Source organism: Njordella aestuarii (assembly GCF_056494165.1).
The window spans coordinates 140,955-155,548 of the sequence record NZ_CM151397.1; the positions used below are offsets into that span (position 1 = coordinate 140,955).

General features: G+C 51.4%; 11 protein-coding genes. 5 read left to right on the top strand and 6 right to left on the bottom strand.

All coding sequences use genetic code 11. The annotated features are described in order from the left end of the window. Positions 1-83 precede the first annotated feature (83 nt). Entirely contained in the window at positions 84-659 is a 576-nt protein-coding gene (locus SH451x_RS00480) for a hypothetical protein (RefSeq protein ID WP_479360286.1), read from the bottom strand. 263 nt (positions 660-922) lie between these two features. On the opposite strand from SH451x_RS00480, the gene SH451x_RS00485 reads away from it, so the two are divergent. Next, the gene (locus tag SH451x_RS00485) at positions 923-2,566 is read left to right on the top strand and encodes a M20/M25/M40 family metallo-hydrolase (protein ID WP_479360287.1); all 1,644 of its coding nucleotides are present in this window, start codon (positions 923-925) and stop codon (positions 2,564-2,566) included. A gap of 180 nt (positions 2,567-2,746) precedes the next feature. Here SH451x_RS00485 and SH451x_RS00490 read toward each other — a convergent pair whose 3' ends face one another. The 4 genes from SH451x_RS00490 to SH451x_RS00505 form a co-directional block, all read right to left on the bottom strand. Then, a complete protein-coding gene (locus SH451x_RS00490) occupies positions 2,747-3,139 on the bottom strand; it encodes a hypothetical protein (protein ID WP_479360289.1) in 393 nt (130 codons plus the stop codon). A gap of 682 nt (positions 3,140-3,821) precedes the next feature. Further along, positions 3,822-4,382, bottom strand: a complete 561-nt coding sequence (locus SH451x_RS00495; RefSeq protein WP_479360290.1) for a Uma2 family endonuclease — start codon at positions 4,380-4,382, stop codon at positions 3,822-3,824. A 444-nt stretch (positions 4,383-4,826) separates the two neighbouring features. Then, positions 4,827-5,447, bottom strand: a complete 621-nt coding sequence (hisH, locus tag SH451x_RS00500; RefSeq protein WP_479360291.1) for an imidazole glycerol phosphate synthase subunit HisH — start codon at positions 5,445-5,447, stop codon at positions 4,827-4,829. A gap of 137 nt (positions 5,448-5,584) precedes the next feature. Then, positions 5,585-6,439, bottom strand: coding sequence for an alpha/beta hydrolase family protein (locus tag SH451x_RS00505; RefSeq protein WP_479360292.1), 855 nt, complete (start codon positions 6,437-6,439; stop codon positions 5,585-5,587). A 311-nt stretch (positions 6,440-6,750) separates the two neighbouring features. On the opposite strand from SH451x_RS00505, the gene SH451x_RS00510 reads away from it, so the two are divergent. The 4 genes from SH451x_RS00510 (at position 6,751) to SH451x_RS00525 (ending at position 10,588) form a co-directional block, all read left to right on the top strand. Then, positions 6,751-7,002 (top strand): BON domain-containing protein, encoded by a 252-nt coding sequence (locus tag SH451x_RS00510; protein ID WP_479360294.1) that lies wholly within the window; start codon positions 6,751-6,753, stop codon positions 7,000-7,002. Between the two features lie 139 nt (positions 7,003-7,141). Then, the gene (locus tag SH451x_RS00515) at positions 7,142-8,401 is read left to right on the top strand and encodes an NAD(P)/FAD-dependent oxidoreductase (protein ID WP_479360295.1); all 1,260 of its coding nucleotides are present in this window, start codon (positions 7,142-7,144) and stop codon (positions 8,399-8,401) included. 53 nt (positions 8,402-8,454) lie between these two features. Then, positions 8,455-9,702, top strand: a complete 1,248-nt coding sequence (locus SH451x_RS00520; protein WP_479360296.1) for an RNA polymerase sigma factor — start codon at positions 8,455-8,457, stop codon at positions 9,700-9,702. A 499-nt stretch (positions 9,703-10,201) separates the two neighbouring features. After that, complete coding sequence (locus tag SH451x_RS00525) at positions 10,202-10,588, top strand: YciI family protein (RefSeq protein ID WP_479360297.1); 387 nt, start codon at positions 10,202-10,204, stop codon at positions 10,586-10,588. 24 nt (positions 10,589-10,612) lie between these two features. On the opposite strand, the gene SH451x_RS00530 is transcribed toward SH451x_RS00525, so the two are convergent. Beyond that, entirely contained in the window at positions 10,613-14,539 is a 3,927-nt protein-coding gene (locus SH451x_RS00530) for an ATP-binding protein (RefSeq protein ID WP_479360298.1), read from the bottom strand. Positions 14,540-14,594: the final 55 nt, after the last annotated feature.

Here is a 14,594-nt window from a genome sequence, read left to right on the forward strand (position 1 = left end):
TCGGCGATGCGGCTAGATCAAAAAAAAAGGCGAGCCCAAATGAGCTCGCCTTATTGCAGATTGTAGACTTTCAGGTGCAGTCTTTAGTAAGGGCTTGAGGCCCCAGTGTCGGGATCACCACACATGTGGAAGTGGTTATGGTCGATGTAGATGACTTCTACGACTTCATTGTCTTCAAGAGTATAAGGTATCGGCCAGCCATTGATCAGACGCTCTTCCATATAGATCGTGCACTTGTAGTGAGCATGATGGAGTTGAGCGAACCCAATCAAGGGAATGAAGCGAGGTGGGTCAACGTAGTCAACGATCTTTTCTTTGACGATCCGCACGTTGTTGCGTTGCTTTTCGCTGAGCAACGGTATGCCACCGCGGACTGGGCGAGCACGCTCTAAAGCCTGCATCACTTCGTCATCACTAGGAGGGTCCAAAGCTGCAACAGGCCCACCAGCTGTCAACGGACCCATGATGGGCACTCGACCGTATCGCTCGTGAACGTGGAACTCAAGTTCTTCCTGATCTTGCAGGTATGGTGATACCGGGATAGGAATTGCGAAAGGTCCTAGGCTAGGCCCTGTCGTTAGTCCGATGCAACCCGTGTTGCTTACGGCGACAGCGGCAATAACTAGACCTGTAATTGTGCGTCCGAATTTGTTCGACATCTTGGATTCAACCCTATCCAGCCTTGAAGTCATCGGTCATTGCGTCCTGACGCATGACTACAATCAGTTATCGAAGGCTGAGCGTCGTAACTTGCGATATTCTCGGATCATTTGAGAAATTCGGTACAATCGTTTTTACGCGGACACTTTACTCAGCACGTTTCCTTTGCCTATTTTGCCAAGCCATGCCAGTACCATCGATACCTAGGTTACCGAAATTAGCCAATTGCCTCGTTTTTGCAGCAATTACACAGGTCTTAAGCTTGTATTCGAGTTCCCAGCTCATCGGGCAGGAAATCTCAGGCGACCCACAGCCGGCGGCCATTTCGGTCGATTCCCAGACAATTAATGCGGAGCTATTAGCTTCTCACATCCGTTTCCTGGCCGACGATTTGCTCGAAGGTCGAGGACCGGGAACAAATGGCGACAAGCTGACGCAGCTTTATATTGCCACGCAACTGCAGGGCATGGGGTTTGAACCTGCAGGGGAAAATGGTTCGTGGACTCAGCAAGTTCCGCTGGTCGGCGTGACGACGAAACCGCCAGAGACCTTAACGATCAAGGGTCCAACGGATTCAATCACCTTAAAGTACTTCGAAGAGTTCATCGTGGCCAGCGGCATGGCTCAACCGCAAGTGAGCGTCGACGATGCCGAGATTGTTTTCGTCGGGTATGGCATTACGGCGCCCGAGTATGACTGGGATGATTTTGCTGGGATCGACGTTGCTGGCAAAATTCTGCTGATCATGAACAACGACCCCGAGGACGATCCGAATTTGTTCGAAGGTCGGCGTCGTTTGTATTACGGCCGTTGGGACTACAAATATGCGAACGCAGCCGCTCATGGCGCACTTGGCGCGATTATCATTCACACCACTCCATCGGCTGGTTATCCTTTCAAAGTTGTCCAAACTTCATGGTCGGGTGAAGAGTCAGAACTGCGTGAGGATGACTCGGCGCGTCTTAAAGTCAAATCTTGGGTGACCGAAGAAGCTGCGAAAAAGATTGCGACTTTGGCAGGCAAGGATTTGGACCAGTTGCGGTCCGCCGCCAACCAGCGTGGCTTTAAATCGGTGCCGTTAGGGGTGCGAACTTCGGTTGCGCTGACATGCGAAATCCGTGAACGCGATACTGCAAACCTACTTGGCATCTTGCCCGGAAGTGATCCAGAGTTGGCGGACGAGTATGTCATGCTGATGGCGCACCACGACCACATTGGACGAGCCGCGGAACGCGATGCAAGCGGTGACGATATCTATAACGGAGCTATCGATAACGCGGCCGGCACAGCAGCCTTATTGGCGATGGCACGATCTGTCTCGACGGCGACTGAAAAGCCTAAACGGTCTATCTTGATCGCGGCAGTTGGAGCTGAAGAACAAGGCTTGCTTGGATCAAAATATTACGCGGCTCATCCAACAGTTCCGCTTGGAAAGATCGCTGGCCTGATCAATATGGACGGCCTCAACTTTTTAGGACGTACTGTCGACCTGCAAGTAGTTGGGTTTGGCAAGTCGTCTATCGATGCTTTGGTCCAAGCCGCTGCTGAGAAACAGAATCGAAGCGTCGTTCCCGATCAGTTCATTGACCGAGGGTACTATTATAGGTCCGATCAATTTTCGATGGCGAAAGTGGGCGTGCCGGGCTTGTACTTGCACGCAGGTACGGCGGTACGCGGAAAACCTGATGGTTGGGGACGCGAGCAGTTGGAAAAGTGGACTGATACTGATTACCACCAGCCCAGCGACGAATACAATCCCGATTGGGATCTCTCCGGCGCAGTCGAGGATTCTCAGTTGCTTTACGAAGTCGAAATCCAGATGGCAAACGCACCCGAGATGCAATCATGGAAAGCGGGCGATGAATTCGAAGCCGCCCGCAAAGCCGCAATCGAAGAAGCCAAGTAGCAGCATCGCTGGACTGGGACGAGCCTATGCAGGACACTGAAGCAAAGACGCGTTTGGTGCGTCGTAACCCCGATTCGACGTCAGTCGGGTCGCGTGGTGCGTACATAACCGCGTGAACTGTCGCGATGGGGTTGAAAAGTAGTTACCTCAGCTCGAGCAGAGAAACTATCTTTGTCTCATTTATTCCCTCAAAGATGACGTTAGTCCAGATGCACTGTTTGGTTGTCGCAAGATCTTTATGCTTCCTTGATCCAAATAGTAGTAATCTGGAGGTGCGTGATCTATGAAGCCCTGCTGTCGCACGAACGCCTTGAACTTTAAAACACCCTTCACTTCGACGTCTGTACCATATTCAGGCCCATCTACAGACTTCAGAATATCGCCGGTCAGGTAGACGGGTTCGCCTTTCGTAGTCACGTAGTCGGCCTGAATTCCAGGTCCATTGAAAGTTCCACGGACTACGACTTCCTGCCCCACAAAATCTTCCAAGAAGTAACCATTATATGGCGTGCGTTTTTCACAGCCGATTGTTAGGGCTAAGAGAAGGAACGATGCTAATATGCGGGACGTCATTTTTACACAACCTCTTGTTAAGTGTCGCACTTCGATTCGTGGTTAGGAACGTTTGGCATCTGATCATTCGGAGAGAAGACCGTTAATTGTCGCCAAAAGGCTTTCCCGGCTTAGCAAAACATCCCGCGGAAACTCATGCAACTGAGAATCTTGATCCACAAAATAAAGGGAGTAGTGGGGATAATGAACTGTCGAATTTGGTGTTCTTGCACTAACAAAATTTACGTACTCGCTGGGAGTCAATCGAAGACGCAATCCCTTCGGTACCTCACAAGCACAAATAACAAGAAATCGGGGAAGTTTGGTTTGTGCTTGTTCAATAATCAAAAAACGGCTGTCGTTTCCCTTTTCTTTGGAAGTTAAAAGCTTGCAAGTGGGACAGGGAGTCGCAGAGCTGCATATTTTCTCAATCGCGTCATCTACTTCAGAATACTTTGAACTGTTAAAGCGAGATCTTAACTCAAGCGCAATCTTACTTTTAATCTCATTGCAAATCTCAATTCTAGCGGAATCTGGCGAATTTGCTCTACATCCGACAACAAAGAGGCAAGCTGCCAAAAGATAGGTTCGTTTATCGACTGACACCATTGTTTGGATTACCTTCGTTTGGCCTTGACGCTGGCAATGAATCCGCTTCTCTTGCAATACGTTGGTTACTCGCGAGTTCTTCGCAAATCCAACTCTAAGTCACGGAAAATAGTTTCGCCAAACTTAGCTTGGAGTGCGGCGAACAGATCGGCGAACGGCGCTGTGGGGGAACTGCGATCTCGATTTTTCGATACGATTTCCCGTCGCTTTCCGAGAGAACATGGATGCGAGAAGAGGGAGCGTCGACAACCCAATACTCTTGTACTCCAGCTTCGGCATAAATGTCCGCTTTCTCCTGCAGATCCGACGAGAGGCTTTTGTCTGACACTTCGATAACCAACATCACATCTTTCGATGTCGGATGAGTATGGCCATAGCGGCGTGGTTGAAGCCAAAGAATATCCGGTTCAGGGCGGTTGTCATTGCAAAGGAATCCACATTGCACACGAATGTTGGCCATCTCTTTAGTAACCGAGCTGTGCGACCAACGAGTGAGATAGTCGATATAGTCGTCATGAAGGGGGCCAGCCGGATTTATGAATCTCAACTCTCCTCGAATCAACTCCACTTTTTTACCAGCGATGCACTCAAACGCTCCGCGGTCCACCATCGAATCAAACTCGGTACCGGTTAGTTTTGCAAAGATCGTACTCATTGCTTCCCCGATAAAACTCTTGTGCGCAGAAGGGAGGATATTCGTTTGAAAAATGGGCTATACCTGAGCCAGTTTTATCAAAACGACCAAGCATAGTATAAGCAATCCAGCTTGCCTAAGCGATGATTATTTCGTGTGCACTTTAGAATTGAGAACGTTGGACTTTGCAAACCCAGAAAGTGGTCGACTGTGAAAAATCTACGGAACCTGATCGCGCCACGACGAAATGCTGCTCCAAGGAACCCATGGCGTACCTATTCGGGCAACTTGGGGGCCGTTTCGACGAAGGTTTAAGAACGCGGTATCGTAAAAATCGCAGAGTCAGGTTGCAGGTAGCGTAGGTGACCGACCTACTCATGGCGACGCTCGTAAGACGTACCTTCTTCATCCTGAAAAACCGGTTGCTTTTATTACGCACGTGTCGCCCGGTTGCCGTTTAGATGGCTACTTGAGTTCAATAAAATTTTGCAGCAGTCGTAAACCATTCGCTTGACTCTTTTCTGGATGGAACTGAGTTGCGAAGATGTTGTCTTTTCGGATTGCTGCGCAAAATGGGCCGCCGTAATCACATTCCAGCCAGACGACACTCGTGTCCACCGGCTGGCAAAAGTAGCTGTGGACGAAGTAAAAATATGGATCGGAAGGAATCGATTGCATCAAGGGATCATCGGCAAGTTTACTTGCGACTTTGTTCCATCCCATGTGGGGCACTTTGAGTGCTGGGTCGATTTCAAATTTGGGTACGCTGCCTTCGATAATTCCAAGCCCTGTTTGTTCACCGCCTTCTTCGCCACTAGCAAATAGGAGTTGCATGCCCAAGCAGATGCCGAGAAATGGTTTGCCTGATAACGCGGCTTGTTGAATAACGGGAACTAGATGTCGTTGCTGCAGCTCGCGCATGGCATCACCAAACGCACCCACGCCTGGCAAAATAACGTGGCTTGCCGATTGGATCTGTGATGGATCGTCCGTAACAATCGCATTGCCACCGACTTTCTCGATCGCCTTCTGGACACTTCGCAAGTTGCCCATCTGATAATCAACTATTGCAACCGATGCATTCATCTTAAAATCCCGTGAAATCAAAAAGTTCCGCTCACGATACAAAGCGTGACGGAATCCGCAGTGTTGAGCGGGCGATGTTAAGCGAACTTGAGAGAGTCCGCAATTGCCTTTTGGGTTCGCGGTCTGCAGAGATCAGGCTATGGGGCTAGGTGTTCATCGAACCAAGCGATCATTTCACGCATCATTTCCGCAGTCTGTGCTTCGTTAAATCCGTGGCCTGCTCCTTCGAAAACGGTCAGCTTTGTATCGACATTGTGTTCCTTGAAGGCGGCTTGGATTTTCTCACTGTGCCACAACGGGACTAGGTCATCTTTATCACCGTGAAACAAACGCGTGGGGGCATCGTCGTCGGTGACCGAAAGTAGCGGTGATACGGCGGGTGCTTCTTTGGGATCGAACTGCAGAGCTGGAAATTGTTCGCGACGGGGGTTTCCGATTTTGACGTAAGGTTCCAAGTCGGTCGGAGGAAAAACAGCGACGACAGCGGCAACGCGGGGGGCATTTTCAGCTTCGTTATCGTTCGTTTGCGTTCCGAGGATTAAAGAAAGGTGGCCGCCCGCGCTAAAGCCAAAGACGCCAATGCGTTTCGGGTCGATGGAATAGTCGCCCGCGTGCTCCGTAACAAATGCTAGAGCCTTGCGCACATCGTCGGCGCATTCGGGGACAACATAACGTGGACTGCTGCCATGCCGCACTGCAATTACGGTGTAGCCGCGCTCGAGCAATTGGTCGAACGTATGCACGAATTGCTCTGGAGGTGACCAGGTTGAGTACCAGCCGCCGCTGACCATGAACAGCAAGGCAGCTCCGTTCGCGTTGCTGGTCGGCTTGAAAACATCGTATGTCAGAGCCATACCGTCCTTATGGCCGTAAACCACATCGGGAACAATTTGAACTTTGTCGTCTGCCAACATTGTCGTGTTGGAAGAGTTGAAAATCCACGCCAGTACCAATGCGTAGGAGGACAGTCGGGGAGCTGATACCAGTCTCATGATGGAAGGGCTTTTCTATTTTAGGAGGTGGGAGATAAATCATCGCCAATTATAGCTTCTCGACGCTCCGTTAAGTGGTCTGCAGGTTGTGGTCAACATTCGCGGCATGGCAATTGTGGCGATTAAGCGGGCATCCGTTGAGGAACCTGGAGAAACTGAGCTTGATTTACAAAGTCTGGCTGGAATAAATTGACGATGACGACAGTGGCATGGAAGCACACACCTCTCGAACTTTCTTGAACGTTCTGTGAGCCGATCGATGGCGTTGAGCTGCCGGGAATCGCTCGCTTCGTTCTTCCGGTGCCGCAGCGATGATAAAGATAACGAGAATTGACCCGCCCGAACTGTACCCTCTGACATTTCGGGTCAACCAAGTGCTTCGTTCGAACCCCTATCTGACGGGCTCGAATATCCTTTTTACAGCCAAATCGGGAGTCGTCACGCTCCGTGGTACTGCGCAGAGCTTTTACCAGAAGCAAGTTGCTCAAGAATCGCTCCGCAACTTGGATGGCGTTACCACGATCGAAAATCAGATCGAAGTCCCTCGTTTCGCTCGAAACTAGCGGTATTCCCCCTGGGATACTATGCTAGCGGTTAAGTGACGAGAGCAAGTACAGCTCTAGCCGAACAGCGCGATCAAAAAAATCGAGCTATGGTAGCTAATTTCGTCAACTTAGCACTTTCGGGACGAAGCCCATCTTTATGAACGAATCGCAGTCGACGGTCTTAATCATTGGTGGTGGATTGATCGGGCTGGCAAGCGCCTATTATTTGCAAAAAAGTGGCTTCCAAGTAACAGTGCTGGATAAAGGAAGAATTGGCGGTGCTTGTTCGCATGGTAATTGTGGGCTCATATCGCCAAGCCATGTATTGCCCCTCGCCGAGCCTGGGACGATTCGTTACGCCCTTACGGCAGCAATCAAGCGTGACCCGGCTCTTCGTGTTCGGTTGAGGTTTGATTGGAAGCTCTGGAAATGGCTTTGGAAATTCGCCAAGCGTTGTAATCACACCGACATGCTTGATTCAGCCGCTGCCATCAACGCGCTGCTGAAATCTTCGAAGTCACTTTACCAACAAATTGTTGACGATGAGGGTCTGGATTGTGAGTGGCAGCGACAGGGGCTTTATTTTGTCTATAAGAGCGAAAACAAACTGAAGAGCTATGAACCAACCAACGAACTTCTTACCAGCCAGTTTGACGAACCCGCAGAACTTGTCGGTCGACGTGAATTGATCCAACGCGAGCCAGCGCTCGCGAAAGATATGGCGGGTGCATGGTACTTTGAAACGGACTGCCATCTGCGTCCCGACCGACTTGTCGCGGCTTGGCACAAACTGCTCTTAGAACGCGGCGTGAAGTTCGTTGAAGAGTGCGAAGTCGAGAGAATTCAAATTGCGGACGGTCAGGTCAAAACGGTAGCGACAAACCAAGGTGCATTTACTGCCGAAGCCTTTCTGGTCGCTTTAGGATCGTGGACGCCGCTGTTGACGGAGCAGCTTGGTGCCGAAGTGCCGATTCAACCGGGCAAGGGTTATTCAATGACGATGCAGAATTGTCCAGTACGCATTCAAACGCCCATGATTTTTCCAGAGCACCGAGTCGCAGTGACACCGTTTCAAACCGGCTTGCGTTTAGGTTCAATGATGGAGTTTGCTGGTTATGATTCAACGATCGATCAGAAACGACTTTCGCATTTGACGAAAACAGCATCGCTCTACTTCAGAGATTGGTCCGCGGGAACAGTTGATGAAACGTGGTACGGCTGGCGTCCGATGACCTACGACAGCGTGCCGGTAATCGACCGAGTTCCTCAAGTTTCAAATGTCTTGATTGCGGCAGGACACAATATGCTGGGCTTGAGTATGGCACCCGCTACTGGTCGGTTGGTAAGTGAGCTTATGGCCGGGACAGCGCCTCATGTACCGTCGCGGCCTTATTCACTTCAACGATTTGCAGCGTGAGTGCGGCACTCTCAAAGTTCTGACGCGAACTAATCTTTTGCGAGTAGGTTACGATGGGTTCATTGAATGAGGACGAAGTACGCTCGCAATTAGATGTTGTTTACCGGAGCGAATCACGGCGGATCTTCGCTACACTAGTCCGGTTGCTGAGAGACTTTGATCTTGCCGAAGAAGCAATGCATGAGGCCTTCGCCGTTGCCGTCGACCAATGGACTCGCGACGGCATTCCGGACAACCCTAGAGCATGGCTTGTGTCGACGGGGCGTTTCAAAGCGATCGATTCATTGCGAAAGCGGGCAAGATTTGATGCTGCCATGCCGAGCATCAACGAACGCAGTGAGAAGCTGGCCGCTGCGAGCAAACAGCAAATCGATACCGTTGAAGATGATCAACTGCGATTGATATTCACTTGCTGCCATCCCGCGATAGCGCCCGAGTCACAATTGGCGCTCACCTTACGTGAAGTTTGCGGCCTGTCCACGGAAGCCATTGCAAGCGCGTTCTTGATTCCCGTCCCGACTCTTGCTCAGCGGATAGTTAGGGCAAAGGCGAAGATTCGAGAGGCGGGAATCCCGTACGCAGTTCCCACTCTTGAAGACCTGCCAGATCGTCTCGAAGTCGTGTTGCATGTAATCTATCTTGTTTTCAACGAAGGTTACTCGGCCACGTCGGGCGATAGTCTCATTCGAGCCGATCTGTCGAACGAGGCAATTCGCCTAGGCCGGCTGCTCTATCAGTTAATGCCAGACTCGGAAGTTATGGGACTGCTTGCACTCATGCTGCTGCATGAGTCGCGGCGGTTGGCGAGGACCAATAGCCAGGGTGAGTTAATCCTGCTCGAAGATCAAGATCGCACGATGTGGGATCAACAGTTGATCGAGGAAGGCAAAGTCTTGGTCGAGAAGTCTCTTCGCACGCGACGTATTGGGCCGTATACGCTACAAGCGGCAATTTCCGCCGTACACGCCCAGGCTAAGGAAGCTGCCGATACCGATTGGTCGCAGATTGTCGGTTTATACAATGTGCTCTTTCAGCTTGATCCATCGCCCATTGTTGAGCTAAACCGTGCGGTCGCTGTGGCGATGCAAAGCGGTCCGCGAGAAGGTTTGATTCTGATCGATTCGATACTGCAGCGGGGCGAGCTAGAGGACTATTACCTTGCCCATTCGGCACGTGCGGAGCTGTGTCGGCGTCTGCAGCTAGCCGACGAGGCGCGTTGTTCGTACGTGCGAGCCCTAGAGCTTGTCAGTCAGGATGCAGAGAAACGGTTTCTTATGTCACGTTTGGATTCGCTCGGCTAGAATTTTTCGTCGGACATGTCGATTGGGAGAGTTGCGAAACGACAAACTTAACTCGTTCCCAGGCTCCGCCTGGGAATGAGCTGGCTTGGAGGCTCTGCCTCCTCTGCGTGGTGGTAGATCGGAGATGCGCAGGCAGAGCCTGCAGTGCAGCGGGTTACCAGGCAGAGCCCGCTAACCAGTAGCGCCTCGTTCCCAGGCTCCGCCTGGGAACGAAATGCCTTGGAGGCTCCGCCTCCTTTGCGTGGCGTAGATCGGAAATGCGCAGGCAGAGCCTGCTATGCAGTGGGTTACCAGGTGGAGCCCGGTAACCAGTAACGCCTCGTTCCCAGGCTCTGCCTGGGAATGAGCTGGCTCGGAGGCTCTGCCTCCTTTGCGTGGCGGTAGATTGGAGATGCGCAGGCAGAGCCTGCAGCGCAGTGGGTTACCAGGCATAGCCTGGTAACCAGTAAGATGAGGAGCGAATTGTGTTTACTTACAATTAGTTAAAAGAGAGACGGCGATGAAATTTATGTTGTTGATCTATGGCAAAGAGGACAGTTGGACAGAACAAGAACGGCAAGACTGTTTTGAGGAATCTACCAAGTTGACCCATAGACTACATGCCGATGGCAAATTTCTTGGAGCTTCACCGCTACATTCCGTTACGACTGCGACGAGTGTGCGCGTGCGTGATGGCAAGAAGCTAATTACCGATGGCCCATTTGCCGAAACGCATGAACAGTTGGGTGGATACTTCTTAGTTGAAGCATCCGACCTCGACGAAGCACTCAGCATTGCATCTGAGATTCCTGGCGCTAAAAAGGGCACAGTTGAAGTACGTCCCATTGTCGAACTGGACAACTTACCTGTTGTCGAAGCGGCGCATCTTGAGGACATCCGCTCATAGTAAACTTCGGCTGAGTGAACGTGATTACGGCCGCCACCAAGGGGACGTCGAGTCTTTTCGGCTGAGCTCAAGTTCCGTTTCGGTAAGAACATGCGGTGAGCTTGGCGTCGAATCGATGCCGAGCGTATCCCAATCCCATGCGACGCCGGGAGTATGATCTGACGAGAGCCATGTTGAGTTGATCTCGTCAATAGTTCGGTTGTCGCGTGGGATCGCGTTTGCGATCGGCATCGGAGTCGAATCGGGATCGTAACCGTTTTCGTACCAAAGTCTATCGACATGCTCGACTACCTCTGGTTCAATAATGCGTTCTTCGACAACTCGACGTCGGCGGAATGGCTTGGGTTGGGCTCGCACTCGCCGTGGCGTTTCGACAACTTCAATGACTTCCACGACTGGTGCTTCTGCTTCCACGACGAGCGGTTCGTCGGCAACTTCTTCGACTTCGACTTCCTCGATTGGTTCAGGGGCTTCGCTGACGACTTCAACGATTTCCTCGACTTCTTCGATTTCAGGCTCTTCGTCGTACACTTCCTCGATTTGTTCTTCCACAACGATCTTCGCAGGTTCGGTCACGATGGCAGTCACCTGCTGAACGACTGGCGGAGAATAGATGCGAGCTTCGCCGCTTTGGCCATGTTCGGGAAGGACGCGGACCTGCACATCAATGTTGTGAAACATTCGCATAATGTGCTCATGGCAGGTGAAGAAAATTGTTTGATGGCCTAACTGCGAGAAGTCGCGTAGTACTTTGGCAGCATGGTAAGCACGATCGGAGTCGAAGTTTACTAACACATCGTCAAGCACGAGTGGAAGCATGACGCCGCGACGTGAATAAGCTGCTGCCAGCGAAAGTCGAAGCGCGATGAATACGGCTTCTCGTGTTCCTCGACTTAGGACTTCGATAGGCAGGTCTTGTCCCTTATCGTTTTCAACGCGCAACGCATTCTTGCCGAGCGGTGTCCAGACGCGGCGATACTTGCCGTCGGTCAACTGCTTCAGGAACGTTGACGCTTCACGTAGAGTTTCCGGTTGGCGTTCGGTTTCGTAGACTTCACAAACGCGTTGCAGCATAGAGCTGGTCGTGGCCAAAGTCCGCCAATGTTCGGCCGTCAACTCGATTTGGCGCTCAAGGACTTGAAGCTCAGTTTTAATTTCCAACAATCGTCGGTCACCTGCGATCGACTTCATTTCTTGTTGCGTTTCGCCTTGGCGTTCAAGCAACTGAGAGACTCGCTGCTCGGATTGCGTTACGTTTTGAGTGATCGCTTCCCAACGTTTTTCGAGATCGGCTGCGGACTGGGCGTTATCCAAAAGTCTAGCCACCGTTTCGTAGGGCACGTTACCACCCAAAATGGCTTGGATCCGCGAGTCACGCTCTTCGATCTGCGAACCTAGTTTCTCGTGTTCCCGCTTCTTGTTCATTAGGGACGAAAGCTGGTCACTGTCTTCGACAGCGAGTTCGGCTAGAAGTGCATCTTGCGTTCGTACCAGTCGCTCCATCGATTTGCGAACAGATTTATGTTTACGAATCAGTTCGTCAAATTCCGCCCGAAGTTCCCGCTTGCGAACGATGTGCTGTTGCTGACCAGCAATGATTGATTGGAGTTGAGAAAGCTTTTCCAAAGGCCCGTCGGTAACATCGTAGCCATCCACTGCGGTGCTCATGGAAGTCAATGGAGCGGCAGGTCGGTTTTTCTGTTCGGCTCGATTGGGCGCACCGGAGGCCGTTGATCGCTGTGCGTCACGGTTCAGGTTGAGATTCGAATCTTGTTTGCCGGACGTGGAAACGCTAGTCGTTGATGACTTGGAGGTGCGCGGGTTGGCACCATTCATTGCTAGGATCTGCCGTAGCAGCGAATCAATTTTTGCATCGATCGCTGTAAGTTCAATACTGCGTTGTTCGTGTTCGTCTTCGAGTGCTTTAAGACGGCGTCGGCTTTGGACGATCGACTCATAACCTTCGGCCATGATGCGAATGCTTTTTGGAGAAAGCGATTCGGCCAGCCCCAAGCCTTGCAGCGTTCGCTTCCACTGATTCCTTGCACTGCGAAAGCCGTCGCTGGCGGCGGTTGCTTCACGAGTTGCAGATCGGATACGTTGTTGAACGGCTTCATAGTTATGGCTGACAGGCAACAGTGTTTCTAAGTTGCCTAGCTCTGTTTCGGCTTCTCGCGTGCGTTGTTCAATTGAGCCTGGATGTTCAGGCAGAATTTTGAGCATCTCGTCGCGTTCTTGCTGCGTCTTGCGGATCTGAACAAGCAAGCCTTCCAACTGCCCTTCGCAATCGGTCAAATCACCGTGCTTCGTCTTCTGGTCTACCTGCATGTAAAGGTAGTAGACCATGAGTAACATCAACCCAAAGACGCTCATGCCGAAAACGTAATTTTGGCTGAGGCTCGTGAAGGCGATGTTCAATAAATTTAGAAGCCCGGCACCCAAGAGAGTTGCACCAGGTACAAACAGAAACGCAAGGCTAGTCAATCGATCCATTGGCAACGCTTCGTTGCTTGCCAAATCGACCGCTTCCGATTCCAGTTCTTTGCGATGCCGTACGAGTTTGTCGAGCCGCTCGTCGACCTGTTGTAGTTTTCGCAGGTTTGAAATTAGCGTTTGTTGTTGCGCTAGAGCAGTTGGCAAATCGGGATACGAGCGGGCTTCCAAAGCGATCCGAATCTTATCGCCGAGCCGTGCCGCTTCCTTCTTGTCGGTGCGCATTTGCGTTTTCGCTTGACGCAGCATCGCGACGTTCGATCTTACATCTTTCGCTGGACCAGCCAACTGCGATATTGCTTGCCGCGACAGCTCCGGCATGTTTGCCATGCGTTTGTCGTTGATGAGAGCCTCGCGATCATCTTCATTCAGACCTAATCGCTGAGCGTCTTCCAACAGTTGCTCACGAGACTTTTCGATCTGCGACCGCAGTTGTTGGATCTGCTTTTGAAGAGCAGAAATCCATGGACCTTGCTCGTTCGCAACGTCTATTCGCGTTGCCAAGGTCATGATGCCCTTATTAAGTGGAAGCGCATCTGCCGCTTCGCGAATGACTTTGCGTTGTTGCTTGAGATCGTTCAACAAGAGTCGTTTCTCTTCGATCTCAGCACGCAACTTTTTCAGTTTCTCTTCGGCGTCGTTCGGAATATCTAGCCGAGCATTAAGAAGTTTGCTGGTTTCACGCAACTGCGAGCGTTGTTTCCAAGGTTCGCGGACCTGCATCGCCAGTTCAATTGTCTTGGCTTCCAGCGACAGCGTTTCGATACGAGCACGCAGTTCCTGGATCTCTTTTTGTTGGGATCGTCGGACCGAAGCGAGTTCGCCCCAACGTCGCGACCGGTTGTTTAGCTGCTCAAGTTCATCCTTGAGTTTGTCTCGTCGCATCGTGATGGCCTGCATTTGGCCGACGTCGGAAGCTGGGCCGACGATTTGTGCGCGGGATGACTTCAGTTTTCGCATTACATCGACAAGCGAGACACGATCCATTCCGCTCGAAAGCTTGTACAGCTCGTCAGCGGCAGCGGTATCGTCCAGCGTGTTCAGTTCTTGTAACTCGCGCAAGCCAATCGCAAATACGTTCGTAAAGATTCGCTCGTCAATATTGCCCAGCAGCGACGAGAGCCGATGTTGCCCTTGGCTTACACCGTCAGTGCTAGTGACCGTCAGTTGTCCCGTCACCGTTTCCGAATCTAACTGTGCTCGTCTTGCGATTTCGTAGCCGCCGCCCGGACCCGTCACGCGAATAATGCCACCAGGTTTTCCACCGAAGACTGGGGGCAAATAACGCGTGCGACGTTCCGGTGTAAAGCCGTAAAACATCGCTCGCAAAAACTGCATGAGCGTGGTCTTGCCTGCTTCATTCGGGCCATAAAAGACCGTCATCGATCCAGGCAGTGAATCAACACTTAATCCACTCCAAACGCCAAAACCATCAATTTGGATATCGCGAATCTTCATGATAATTATTCCTAAAGCGGTCCTAAGGACACTGTGTCGAGTGTCAGGGACCTTG

Bases quoted from the DNA above. Each gene is read 5' to 3' on its own strand.
- SH451x_RS00480 (WP_479360286.1), bottom strand. From the start codon at position 659: ATGTCGAACAAATTCGGACGCACAATTACAGGTCTAGTTATTGCCGCT.
- SH451x_RS00490 (WP_479360289.1), bottom strand. From the start codon at position 3,139: ATGACGTCCCGCATATTAGCATCGTTCCTTCTCTTAGCCCTAACAATC.
- SH451x_RS00495 (WP_479360290.1), bottom strand. From the start codon at position 4,382: ATGAGTACGATCTTTGCAAAACTAACCGGTACCGAGTTTGATTCGATG.
- hisH (WP_479360291.1), bottom strand. From the start codon at position 5,447: ATGAATGCATCGGTTGCAATAGTTGATTATCAGATGGGCAACTTGCGA.
- SH451x_RS00505 (WP_479360292.1), bottom strand. From the start codon at position 6,439: ATGAGACTGGTATCAGCTCCCCGACTGTCCTCCTACGCATTGGTACTG.
- SH451x_RS00510 (WP_479360294.1), top strand. From the start codon at position 6,751: ATGATAAAGATAACGAGAATTGACCCGCCCGAACTGTACCCTCTGACA.
- SH451x_RS00515 (WP_479360295.1), top strand. From the start codon at position 7,142: ATGAACGAATCGCAGTCGACGGTCTTAATCATTGGTGGTGGATTGATC.
- SH451x_RS00520 (WP_479360296.1), top strand. From the start codon at position 8,455: ATGGGTTCATTGAATGAGGACGAAGTACGCTCGCAATTAGATGTTGTT.
- SH451x_RS00525 (WP_479360297.1), top strand. From the start codon at position 10,202: ATGAAATTTATGTTGTTGATCTATGGCAAAGAGGACAGTTGGACAGAA.
- SH451x_RS00530 (WP_479360298.1), bottom strand. From the start codon at position 14,539: ATGAAGATTCGCGATATCCAAATTGATGGTTTTGGCGTTTGGAGTGGA.